Source organism: Effusibacillus pohliae DSM 22757, assembly GCF_000376225.1.
In the GTDB taxonomy this organism is placed as follows: domain Bacteria; phylum Bacillota; class Bacilli; order Tumebacillales; family Effusibacillaceae; genus Effusibacillus; species Effusibacillus pohliae.
In genome coordinates this window covers 42335-54023 of record NZ_AQXL01000114.1, presented here as the reverse complement: position 1 = coordinate 54023, position 11689 = coordinate 42335, and the positions used below count along the sequence as shown (strand labels likewise).

The following is an 11689-nucleotide window of genomic DNA, read 5'->3' as shown; positions in this document are numbered from 1 at the left end:
CGGAACCCGGCCTATTTTTGTGTCTGAAAGGGTACGTTTTCCGCTGATTTTTGGGGGAAAGATTATTTTCGCTTATTTCTCAGCCCTTGTCCCGTTTGGCTTCCCGGACATCGCAAAAAGCTCGGAAATCTGAAAAACGGAAAAATTGACCGGCAGAAACTTTCCTGGAAAAAACAGGTTCTTTTTGCTTCGCCCCGCCTCGTGCCGCTTGCCAATCGCCTTCGCCACGGCACCTCGGCCTCAAACGATAGGTTCTTTTTGCCCGGTTAGGGCAAAGTAAGAATGGAGGTGGGCTTAGATGTTCAAAAAATTCCTGCTGTCAGCGGCGTTTTTGATTGCTCTGTTCGGCCAACAAACGGCGCAAGCGGCCGAAATGCATGATCTTGAGCTGTTCGATGTGACGAAAGGGAAAGTGGTGCAACACATGCTCAACACGGAGGAGATCCAACAGGAAGCCCGCTTGTGGCTGCAATCGGTAACCGGCTTGGCACCGGAAGCGAAGCTGGAATTCCGCGATGGGCTGATCCTGAAAGTGCCTCTCACCCCGCCGGTTCACGCTGGCAATGTGACGATCTCGCGGCTGTTTGTCATTTTCAGACCGGCGAAAGATCCGTTGTTGCTGCTGCTGACGGAGGACAACCGACCCTTGCTGATCCGCTTCGATCCCGGTCGCCCTCCCCTGCTGTCAACGCTGCAACAGTATTGCAGTATCCCGTTGCTCTACGACCTGCGTTAGAATTCAGGCAAAATCGACAGGTTGCAGCCCTGTTCCGGTTCTCCGTCGCCGGCCGAGTTGGCCATGTACCAGTTTCCCTGCCGGTCGATGGCGTTCAGCGAATCGAATCCGCCGGCTGCTGCCTGTTGCATCGCCTGCTCGATCGTCAAAATCCGGCCGGTATGCGTTTTCACTTGCGTGATGTTGCCGTTGGCGTCTTTGCGGACGGCAACGATTTTTTCTCCGAGCATCGGAAAAACCCCTCCTGCGCGCTGGCTGACTTATGCAACGCTTAGTATGCAACCGGTGCGCTCGAATTACACTTTCTCCACGTTGCACACGCAATCATAGACAGAACTGGAAATCCCGAGGTCAGCCGGTTGATTGGACGTCAGGTCATTGACGCTGCCGCCCATCCGGTTCCACCAGCCCTGCTCGATCACAACCGTTTGCGGATGCATCGTTCGCTTGATTCGAATCCGCCCCACAAATTCGCCACGGTCATTATACACGCGTACGCGGTCGCCGTCTTGCAGCTGCTTCTCGCGGGCGACCGATTCGGACACTTCCACAATCGGCTGTTCCTGACGCTTCAGGATATAGTGCTGCGAGTTTAACGAGTGGCGCGGATGAACGGTCAGCAGTTGGTAGGGATACTTGTCCCCCCGTTTCCGGTCGCGATGCGGATGTTCGCGAGGTTTTTGGTACACGGGCAACGCAGTGCGGCCTTCTCTCACAGCCGTATCGGAGTAAAATTCGTATTTGCCGGAAGGTGTGGCAAACTTGCGGTCTGCCCAGGGGATTTTCGCACTCGGAGCCGCGACGAAGTGCTCCTCCTGCAACCGTTCCAGCGTCACCCCCGCTTCCGCCAGCGGTGCCAACACGACGCGCAGCCATTCGTGCAGCGGTCGTCGAAATTCCGCGCCAAAGCCTAATGTGTCCGCCAGACCGGCAAAAATCTCCCAGTCCCGTTTTGCCTGCCCGAGCGGTTCCACACACTGGTTGACATAGATCAAGTAGGGATGCCACATGGAGGAGTACAGAATATCTTCTTCTTCAAACACACTGGTGCAGGGCAAAAAATAGTCGGCTACATCCGCCGTGTCATGCATGAACATATCGATCAGCACCACGCAGCCGACGTTCCGGTACGCTTCCATTGTCCGCTTGCGGTTTCCCACCTGCGCCACCGGATTCGATCGGGTGACAAACAAGATTTCCACCGGCGGGTCCGCTTGCAGGATCGCTTCCGCCTGTTCCACTTTCGAAAATTCGCGCCACACCCCGCCGCGCCCTTCCAGAGTAAGCGCATCCCAATCCAGCCACTTCGACCAGATGCGATTGGCATAATTCACCCCGCCGCCAGAGATTCCGATATTGCCGCTCATCGCCGCCAGCGCGTGAATGGCCCGGATCGTGTTTCCTCCATTCGCATAGCGCTGCAAACCGATCCCCAGCAGCGTCGCGACAGGCCGGTCCGCATATAGATCGGCCAGCTTGAGCACGTCAGCCATCGACACTTCCGCTTCCGCACACAGTTCTTCCAGCGACAGTTTGCGCAAATAGGAAGCGAATTCGGTGAATCCGACCGAATGCCGTTCCACAAACTCCCGATCATACCGACCTGCATCCAGCAGCACCCGGCAGACGGCCAACGCCAGCGCTCCATCCGTCCCCGGCCGCGGATACACCTGCCAATCGGCGCTGTCCGACAAATCGGTGTGCAGCGGATTGACGATCACCAGCTTTGTCCCATTTTTTCGGGCGGCTTTGATGAAAGGCATCATGTGCATATTGGTGACTGTCACATTACGGCCCCACACGACAATCGCCCTGCTGTTCAGATGATCGTATGGATCATGGCTGAGACAGACGCCCATGTCGTAGCGGCCGGCTTCCAGACCGGCTTCCCAGCAAAGCGACCCGACCGTTTTTGTATAGCCGCCGAACAGGTTAAAAAAACGGACTTCCAGTTCCTTCAACATGCCGCCGGAACCGCTGTCAAACGTGTGCATGACGGCGGTCGGTCCGTATCTCTCCTTCGCTGTCCGCATCTTATCCGCGATTTCTTGAAACGCCTGCTGCCACGGAATGTCCTCCCAGCAGCCATCCACTTTCTTCTTGGGATGCAGCACCCGCTCCGGGTGATACATCCGGTCCACCAGCCGTTTTCCTTTTACGCACAGTCTGCCCCGCGTGATCGGATGATCCGGATCGCCTTCCACTTTCAGGACTTTCCCGTCCTCCACATAGGCGATCATGCTGCAGCAGTCCCAGCAGTCGAGGGGACAAGCCGTCCGTATTTGTCGCACCGTCATGCTTCCAGGTCCCCTTCCCCTGCCCTCCGCAGCACCTTCCGCATCTGCCGCTCAAACTGGCTGCGCGGGATCATCACACTCCGCTGGCAATTGATGCATTTCATGCGAATGTCCGCACCCATGCGAATCACCTGCCACTCATTCGCTCCACAGGGATGCGGTTTCTTCATCTGGACCACGTCGCCCAGCCCGAATTCCTTCCGTTCCACCCTGCATCCTCCTTTCTACTTCGCCTCGGCGGGTCACGCTACCCGATTTTTCCGCCGGCGTGATGCAATTACCCTTCAGTCGAAACCGGATTGCCCTTGCCGTCGACCGACGGCGAAATCATGACCTGCTTCGGATAGGGGATTTCGATCCCTTTTTCGTCAAACGCCAACTTGATTCGCCTGCGCAATTCGCGGGCTACCGGAATGTTTTCCGTCGGCTTGCAATCGGCCGTCACTCGGATGATAACCTCCGACGGTCCGAAGTTTTGCACGCCCAGTACCTGCGGTTCACCGACGATCGACGGCATTTCTTCCTGCGCCTTCTTCAACACCTCTTTCAGCGTCTCAAACACCCGGTCCAGGTTCTCCTCGTAAGCGACACCCACATCGATCACCGCCAGCGAGTTGGCTTTCGAAAAATTGGTCACATCGGTGATCCGCCCGTTCGGTATGATATGCACTTCCCCGGTCCACGCCCGAATCGTGGTGATCCGCAAGCCGATCGCTTCCACCGTGCCGCGGTAGTTGCCCGTTTGAATCAAATCACCGACCGCAAACTGGTCCTCCAAGATGATAAAGAACCCGGTGATCACGTCGCGGATCAAACTCTGGGCGCCGAAACCGATCGCCAACCCGACGATGCCTGCCCCGGCCAACAGCGATTTGATCGGAAAGTCCAGCTGTTCGAGAATCGTCATGATCACAAAGAAGTAGACCACATAGCGGAGCACGTTGGTGCTTAATACCGTCAGGGTGCGTGTCCGACGAGCGTCCATGCGAACGGCTCGGTTCGAAAACAAACGGGCGAACGCCGCTGATCCGACGCTGATGATGATTTTGGCCCCGATCAGCAGCAATCCAATTTTCAAGCATCCGTATACAATGCTCCCCCAGAATCCCGGGTCGCTGAGTTTGTCCAACAGATTGCGATTCAATTCATGAAACTGCATCCACAAATGCATTTCTCCCACTCCTCCAAGCTACCTTGCAATTGCGTTCATAACAATCCAGACAAAAAAGGAACGCGCCAGCTGCAGATCCAAAGCTTCCCAGCCTTGGACCCACGACAGGAGCCCTAAACATTTTACCATATACGCCGCCAAAACGCTTCCTATCGCAATCCCCAGCAGGCTTCCCGCAATCCTCGACAGAACCGTTCCGCCCGGTTCTTTCCATACGGTCTGAAACACCTGCAAAATCATCTGCATCCCGATCCACACCGCAAGCGCCGCAATGCCGACGATCAGCAAATGGTACAAGTTCTGCGCAACGCCCGGCCCCGGATCGGACAACCCGAATCCGGTCGGAACGGAACGGATATGCTCGCGCAACCATTTTCGAAACTCCAACGCGCCGCCGTCGATGAAGTGATCCCGCAGCAGCGGAATCAAGAAAATGGCAGCGGCACTCGCACCGCCGACGCTCACGCTATCGATCAGCGCGCGAAATCCTCCGCGCCGCCAGCCTAAAATGCCCGACCACGACAACAGACAGAGAATCAGCAGGTCGATCATGCCGCCCCAGCCTCCTAAATGCCAACCAACCCTGTTCCACCTAAGGTAGTGTCCCATTTTATACCTATTACAAGCATCGGAGTATAGAACCGCTTCGTTTTCCATAAACTGATAGTAATACCCTAACCGGAGGAATTCTATGTCGAATTTCAGAATTGATCATACCCTTCCGAATGCCGCCTCCGTGCTGCGTTCCCATTTATCCGGGTTGCTCGTCAAACGGGCTCCCGAGCAGCCGATCGTCATTCTCTGCATCGGCACCGATCGTTCGACCGGGGACGCGTTGGGTCCGTTGGTGGGCAGTCGGCTGCAGACGATTTTTATGCATGAAGAATGCCCGGTATACGGCACATTAGAACATCCGGTGCACGCCGTCAATTTGACCGAAACATTGGCTTCCATCAAACGGCTCTATCCGGATCCTTATCTGATTGCAGTGGACGCTTGCCTGGGACAGCTCAGTTCGGTCGGCATGATCTGCATCGGAGAAGGGCCTTTGAAGCCGGGGGCGGGTGTTAACAAAAATCTGCCGGAGGTCGGTGACGTGCACATCACCGGAATCGTCAATGTCGGCGGGTTTATGGAATACTTTGTGCTGCAAAACACCCGCCTGTCGGTCGTCATGAAAATGGCCGAGTGCATTGCCCAAACGCTGGCGGAAACGGTCGCGCCGCTGCTGAAAGTTGCCCCGTATAGAGACGTCCGCTTGGAATCAAACTATCTTCGTGCGATTCCAAAAGGAGGGCTGTAAGCATGAGTCGAATTGCTGTCGAAGCCAATCTGACCCCGGTGCAAGAATATCTGTCCGAACAAGGGTATCAGGTCGACACGCTGGATGCGGCCAACTTGAACCAGGCGCAAAACAAGTATACTGCGATCGTGATTTCCGGCGCTGACCAAAACCTGATGGGGATTCACAACGTGGCACAGGGATGCCCTGTAATTAACGCCCACGGCCTGACGCCGCAGCAGGTTCATAAGCGCCTGCAGCAATTGAAATAAGCAGCACTAGAGGAAACTCGGCTAAAAGCGCCCGCCGCATCACCCAGCGAAGTGGCGCTGCCCTTCACAGCTTACTCCGAGTACTTCGCTGGGGACCCACATGCCGGTCCAAACACAAAAGCCGCCACATCGCCCAGCAAAGTGACGCTGCGCTTCGCAGCCTTATTCCAAGTACTTTGCTGGGGCACCAAAAGCGTCGTGTTCGGCACTAGCCCATCCGTTTGCGTCGCAACGCCGAGTTGATCGTTCCGTGATCAAAAAAGTCCCCGATCGACGGGGACTCTCTCATTTGAAAAACGAGTGGCGAACCGAGGTTGTGTCAGCCGCTGGCTAATTTGCTTCGTGGCTACCGCCGTCCATGCAGTTGTTTTGTGCGGCCCCTGCCAATTGTTTTTCCGGCTGGTGCCGTTCACTGTTCGAAATTCCGAATCGCCAGTTGAATCGCTTCCTTCTCCTCATCCGTCAATTTGTAGGCGGAGTCGCCGTTTTTCACAGGCTTGGCGTAGGTTCGCGTATCCTCCCGGCCATAGAGGCTGGAGATGACCACCCCATTTTTGTTCCGGTTCAACAACGCGACCGAAAAACTGAGGTCGCTGCCCACATCATCAAATGCATTGTAGCGTACGATGCCGATCGGGCCAATGCTGTTTGCGATGTCCTGGCGGACTTTCGACTGCGCCTCCTGCACCGCCTGAACCTGATTGCGCAGATTTTGCAATTCGGCCGCCTGCTTGATCATCACCTCCTCCAGGTTGGACTTGTCGACTCCCCTCATCAATTGCCGATATCTTTTGTACAACCGGTTGAAACGCACCGTTTGAATCACAAAAAACAAAACCGTCATAACCAAAAAACCGATCAGTACGAAAACCAAAGCTTCCGGATGATCCAAGATCCACTGCTGAAAATCGAACATGCAGGATTGCTCCTCCCCACCGAACAAGTGCGTTCTTGTCGTTTAGTTTACCATATTTTGCTTGATGATTTCGCAGGCCGTAAGTCCTATCTCAGGACAGCAACCACTTGATGATGCCGGCAACAAAGATGGCTGGCAGTAGGTTGCCCACATTCATTTTTTTGATTTCCAACACATTCAGCGCAATCCCCATGATCAGAACGCCGCCCGTTGCCGACATGACGGTGATCACCGGCTGCGACAAGAATTCCCGCAACCAGTGGGCCGACAGCGCAATGATTCCCTGATACAAAAGCACCGGCACGGCAGCCAGCGCGACGCCGATGCCCATCGTGGAAGTAAAGATGATGGCCGAGAATCCATCCAGCAGCGATTTTGTGTAGAGAACCGAGTGATTTTGGTTGAGGCCGCTTTCCAGCCCGCCGACGATCGCCATCGCTCCCACGCAGTAGATCAGGGAGGCGAACACGAACGCTTCCGAAATCTTCCCTTGACCGAAGCGGTCCAATTTTTGCTCGGCGAGGCGGCCCGCCGCATCCAGTTTCGCCTCAATGTCCATCCATTCGCCGATCACCGCTCCGATCACCAGCGAGACGATCACCCAAAAGAGGTCATCCCCCGCCTTGAACGCCATGGTGGCACCGATTACAAACACTGCCATCCCCAGTCCCTGAATGATCGTCTGTTTCATTTTTTCCGGGATCCGCTGTAAAATTGCACCCAACAGCGAACCGGCGATGATCGCCGCCGCGTTCACCAATGTCCCTAACAGTGCCATGTCCTTGCTCCTCTCATCCTGCAATCTCTTTTAATGCACGAACCAATTCTCCGATTTCCTGTTCTGTATTGAAATATCCAAGACTGGCACGAACCAGCCCTGTCCGGATGGTGCCAACCGTTTCATGGGCAAGCGGAGAACAGTGCAGTCCCGCCCGCACTGCGATCTGGTAATGCGTATCCAAAATAAACCCGACCTCATTCGCGTCATATCCCTCCATCGAAAACGAAACGACCGGGCAGCGCGGCTGATCCCGATCCGGTCCGTAGAGCGCAAGCCCTGGAATAGCGGACAATTCTTCGATCAGCAGGCGGGTCAATTGCTCTTCGTGTTTACGAATCGTTTCCAGGCCTGTCTCTTCAATAAATTTGAGGCCGGCACCAAGACCGGCGATGCCGACCGTGTTGCGAGTCCCGCTTTCGTACCGGTCGGGGCGAGTCGGCGGCTGCTCCGCCAATTCCGATTGACCTCCGGTCCCCCCGTGCAACAGCGGCACCAAGTCGAGTTCGGGATGGATGTAGAGACCGCCTGTCCCCTGCGGACCATACAAACTCTTATGACCGGGAAAAGCCAACAGGTCGATATTCATCGCTTCCACATCAATCGGCCAAAAGCCGGCCGTCTGCGACGCGTCCACCATGAATTTGACGTTGTGCCGCCGGGCGATCCAGCCCAGTTGTTCGATCGGTAAAATTCTTCCGGTCAGATTGGATGCATGTGTGACGACCAACAGCTTGGTATTTTTGCGAAATGACTCTTCTACGTCCCGAAGCAGGGAATCGTCTGAATCCGATACCGTTACGTATGTAACGTCAATCCCATTTTGCCGCAGAAATTCCAGCGGTCTTCGGACAGAATTGTGTTCCAGGCTGGTGGTGACTACATGATCCCCCGGCTTCAGATATCCCTTTAGCCCCAGATTGATCGATTCGGTCGCGTTTTGGGTGAAGATCACATCATTCGGATTTTTCACGTGAAACAGCTTCGCCAGCCGGGTTCTCGTTTGCTCAATCGTTGCGGCCGCCTGCAGCGCCAGACGGTGTCCGCTGCGGCCCGGATTGGCGGCAAACTCCCGCATCACTTGCAGCATTGCTTCCGCCACTTCCGGTGGTTTTGGCCATGTGGAAGCCGCGTTATCCAGATAGATCATTTGTCTCCACCCCACTCTTTTCGGTTGATCTACCAGACCACACATTCGTTTGTTCTGCAAAAAGGGTATGCTCATTCGTGTATTCGCTTCATCGACAGACAGAAAACCGGCATTGCAGAAAAAATTGGCTGATCACAACGCCGCTGCAGGCAAATTCGGCCATCATAACTGGGCTTTCGAGAAATCCTTCACAATACCGCGGCCTTGCGGTGAATCCTTTTCAGCATTCATTTCGACGCCATAAAAAGGATTCGAAGCACTCCTGGCGAAGTGCCCCACAATCCAGAGGAAGCTTTTTGGATCCAAACGTTCAAAAAGAAGGAGAGGGCGGACGCCTCTCCGATCCGTTCTTTTGCTGATCAATCGCTGATCAATTGCAGAATCCGTTCCAAATCTTCCAGCGAGTAGTATTCAATCTCGATTTTTCCCCGCTTCTTGCCAGACTGGATTTTTACGGAAGTCCCCAGACACGATCTGAATTTTTCTTCGTACTGTTGAATAATACGATCAGGTGCCTGTTTTTTCTTTTTTGTTTCACGTGGAACATTTTGTGTCAGCCGGTTGACCAACTGTTCCACCGCCCGCACACTCAGTTCATCTTCAATGATCTTTTTCACGACCAACAATTGCTGTTGTTGATCTTCCAGACCGAGAATCGCCCGGGCATGTCCCATTGTAATTGTTCCACGTGAAACATAATCGCGGATTTGCTGGGGCAAATGTAACAAACGCAGGAAGTTCGCCACGTGCGACCTGCTTTGGCCGACTTTTTTCGCCAACTCATCCTGTGTCAGGTCAAATTTTTCCATCAGATTGCTATAAGCTTCCGCGATCTCAATCGGATTCAGATCTTCCCGCTGCAGGTTCTCGATCAGAGCGATCTCGGTCATCTGCCGATCGTCAAATTCTTTTACAACGATCGGAACTTCCGCCAGACCGGCCGAGCGAGCTGCCCGCCACCTTCTTTCGCCCGCGACAATCTCGTAACCCCGGAAACTTTTTCTGACGATAATCGGTTGGATCACACCATGCTGCCTGATCGACTCCGCCAGTTCCTGCAACTTCTCCTGGTTGAACTCTTTACGCGGTTGATACGGATTGGGGCGCAAATCTTCCACCTTTGCAGTCAACACCGTATCATCGTCTGCAATTTGCGGCAACAGCGCTTCTAACCCTTTGCCAAGACGCTTGCTCATAAGTTCGACACTTCCTTTGCAAGGTCCATATACACTTCCGCGCCCCGTGACTTCGGATCATATGTAATGATCGGCTGTCCATGGCTGGGAGCTTCGCTTAAGCGAACATTCCGGGGAATGATCGTATTATACACTTTCTCCCGGAAGTACTTTTTGACATCCTCAATCACCTGGATTCCCAGATTGGTGCGGGCATCCAACATGGTCAACACAACACCCTCGATTTCCAGCTTGGTATTCAAATGTTTCTGCACCAACCGGATCGTGTTCAGCAACTGACTTAACCCTTCCAAGGCGTAATATTCACATTGGATGGGAATCAATACCGAGTCGGAAGCGGTCAAGGCGTTGACCGTCAGAAGGCCAAGTGAAGGAGGACAGTCGATAATGATGTAATCGTACTTATTCTTGAGAGGCTGCAACGCTTTCCGAAGCCTTACCTCACGGGAAATGGTCGGCACCAGTTCGATTTCGGCACCCGCCAGTTGAATGGTGGCCGGTATGATATGAAGTCCTTCCACCTCGGTTGGCAAAATGGCGTCGAGTACATCCACCTCGTTGATCAAAACGTCATAAATGCAACAATTAACGTCCGCTTTATTGATTCCAACCCCGCTCGTCGTGTTTCCCTGCGGGTCAATATCTACCAAAAGCGCTCGTTTACCCAGTGTCGCCAGGCAGGCACCGAGGTTTACGGCCGTCGTGGTCTTACCGACTCCGCCCTTTTGATTTGCGACTGCGATAATCCTCGCCAAGAGTTTCACCTCGTTATTATAGAGTTCTAAGATGCGATTCCTGCCTATGAATCTGACAACCTATATTTTACAAGATAGAGGGGCAAAATAAAAGGCACATTGCCAGAAGTACCCGGAACAATAGGCAGAACGTCCGGTGTCAAAAGCAAACAAAAAATCAGGCGGATGGTCGCCTGATTGGAAAACAGATGGCCGATTTACGTTTTCGGGACTCGAATCACAAACTGGTAGTACTCCGGGTGGTCTTCCTCCAACGTTTCCACTGTCAGTCCCGTTTTATGGATCATATCGAGCGATTGACGAATCGTGTTAACAGCCAAGCGGACATCTCTGGAAAATGAAACTTTCCGCGGTTTCGGTTTCGGTTTTTCCAGCAGCTGTTCGACCCGCGTTTCCGTTTGTTTCACGTTCCACTGCTTTTCGATCACTTCCGCCAGCACTTGCAGTTGCAGTTCCGGCGTCGGCAAGGAAAGCATCGCTCGCGCATGCCGTTCGGTGATCTCGCGTTTCAACAACGCATCCTGCACTTGCTGCGGCAAATTCAGCAGTCGCAGTTTGTTGGCGATCGTCGATTGCGCTTTGCCGAGCCTTTGCGCCAGACTTTCCTGTGTCAGCCCGTGCAGTTCGATTAATTGCTGGTAGGCAACCGCCTCTTCAATCGCCGTCAGTCCTTCCCGCTGCAAATTTTCGATCAGCGCAACGGAGGCTGCCTGCGTATCGGTAAACTCGCGAACGATCGCCGGGATACTGGACAAACCCAATTTTTTTGCCGCCCGCCAGCGCCGCTCTCCCGCGATCAACTCATAGACGGCGCCGTATTTTCTGACCACGATCGGCTGGATAATCCCATGCGTCTTGATCGTCTGGCTCAGTTCGTTGATCCGTTCATCGTCAAACACCGTTCGCGGCTGAAACCGGTTTGGCTGAATCGAATCGACCGGTATCTGTATCACTTCTTCCGTCCCGGACGCTTCCCGGTCGGATCCGCCAAACAATCTGGACAACTGGTCTCTCATTCTTCTCCCCCACCTGCCTCAATTCCCGAAAAGAATACCGGCACATTCGGTATGCACGACTATTTATTCGAGACGGCTGCCAAAAGTTCCTTCTTTGTGTAGCACGACTTGGCACTTTAG

14 protein-coding genes are annotated in these 11689 nt (G+C 54.0%); 3 read left to right on the top strand and 11 right to left on the bottom strand.

What is annotated here, in order from left to right:
• The first annotated feature begins 298 nt into the window (after window positions 1-298).
• Window positions 299-736, top strand: a complete 438-nt coding sequence (locus C230_RS21300) for a hypothetical protein (protein WP_018131424.1) — start codon at window positions 299-301, stop codon at window positions 734-736.
• Here the strand turns inward: C230_RS21300 and C230_RS0107545 are convergent.
• The 5 genes from C230_RS0107545 to C230_RS0107525 form a co-directional block, all read right to left on the bottom strand.
• The gene (locus C230_RS0107545) at window positions 733-966 is read right to left on the bottom strand and encodes a DUF3892 domain-containing protein (protein ID WP_018131423.1); all 234 of its coding nucleotides are present in this window, start codon (window positions 964-966) and stop codon (window positions 733-735) included. The two genes, C230_RS21300 and C230_RS0107545, sit on opposite strands and share 4 nt — an antisense overlap.
• A gap of 66 nt (window positions 967-1032) precedes the next feature.
• Window positions 1033-3033, bottom strand: coding sequence for a molybdopterin-containing oxidoreductase family protein (locus tag C230_RS0107540; RefSeq protein ID WP_018131422.1), 2001 nt, complete (start codon window positions 3031-3033; stop codon window positions 1033-1035).
• Entirely contained in the window at window positions 3030-3242 is a 213-nt protein-coding gene (locus C230_RS0107535; protein WP_018131421.1) for a DUF951 domain-containing protein, read from the bottom strand. Before C230_RS0107535 ends, C230_RS0107540 begins: the two co-directional genes overlap by 4 nt.
• A 68-nt stretch (window positions 3243-3310) precedes the next feature.
• Window positions 3311-4204 carry a mechanosensitive ion channel family protein gene (locus C230_RS0107530; RefSeq protein WP_018131420.1) on the bottom strand — a complete coding sequence of 298 codons (894 nt, stop codon included), beginning with the start codon at window positions 4202-4204 and terminating at the stop codon, window positions 3311-3313.
• An 18-nt stretch (window positions 4205-4222) separates the two neighbouring features.
• Window positions 4223-4756 (bottom strand): CvpA family protein, encoded by a 534-nt coding sequence (locus C230_RS0107525; protein ID WP_018131419.1) that lies wholly within the window; start codon window positions 4754-4756, stop codon window positions 4223-4225.
• A gap of 139 nt (window positions 4757-4895) precedes the next feature.
• On the opposite strand from C230_RS0107525, the gene yyaC reads away from it, so the two are divergent.
• Together yyaC and C230_RS0107515 are read left to right on the top strand one after the other, a co-directional pair.
• Window positions 4896-5507 carry a spore protease YyaC gene (yyaC, locus tag C230_RS0107520; RefSeq protein WP_018131418.1) on the top strand — a complete coding sequence of 204 codons (612 nt, stop codon included), beginning with the start codon at window positions 4896-4898 and terminating at the stop codon, window positions 5505-5507.
• A gap of 2 nt (window positions 5508-5509) precedes the next feature.
• Window positions 5510-5758 (top strand): YkuS family protein, encoded by a 249-nt coding sequence (locus C230_RS0107515; protein ID WP_018131417.1) that lies wholly within the window; start codon window positions 5510-5512, stop codon window positions 5756-5758.
• A gap of 409 nt (window positions 5759-6167) precedes the next feature.
• On the opposite strand, the gene C230_RS0107510 is transcribed toward C230_RS0107515, so the two are convergent.
• The 6 genes from C230_RS0107510 to noc all read right to left on the bottom strand — a co-directional run bounded on the left by C230_RS0107510 (window position 6168) and on the right by noc (window position 11569).
• Window positions 6168-6674, bottom strand: coding sequence for a DUF4446 family protein (locus tag C230_RS0107510; RefSeq protein WP_018131416.1), 507 nt, complete (start codon window positions 6672-6674; stop codon window positions 6168-6170).
• 91 nt (window positions 6675-6765) lie between these two features.
• Window positions 6766-7452 (bottom strand): DUF554 domain-containing protein, encoded by a 687-nt coding sequence (locus C230_RS0107505; protein ID WP_018131415.1) that lies wholly within the window; start codon window positions 7450-7452, stop codon window positions 6766-6768.
• Between the two features lie 13 nt (window positions 7453-7465).
• A complete protein-coding gene (locus tag C230_RS0107500) occupies window positions 7466-8602 on the bottom strand; it encodes an aminotransferase class V-fold PLP-dependent enzyme (RefSeq protein WP_018131414.1) in 1137 nt (378 codons plus the stop codon).
• Between the two features lie 359 nt (window positions 8603-8961).
• Complete coding sequence (locus C230_RS0107495; RefSeq protein ID WP_018131413.1) at window positions 8962-9798, bottom strand: ParB/RepB/Spo0J family partition protein; 837 nt, start codon at window positions 9796-9798, stop codon at window positions 8962-8964.
• Complete coding sequence (locus C230_RS0107490) at window positions 9795-10553, bottom strand: ParA family protein (RefSeq protein ID WP_018131412.1); 759 nt, start codon at window positions 10551-10553, stop codon at window positions 9795-9797. Before C230_RS0107490 ends, C230_RS0107495 begins: the two co-directional genes overlap by 4 nt.
• A 197-nt stretch (window positions 10554-10750) precedes the next feature.
• Window positions 10751-11569, bottom strand: coding sequence for a nucleoid occlusion protein (gene noc / locus C230_RS0107485; protein WP_018131411.1), 819 nt, complete (start codon window positions 11567-11569; stop codon window positions 10751-10753).
• Window positions 11570-11689: the final 120 nt, after the last annotated feature.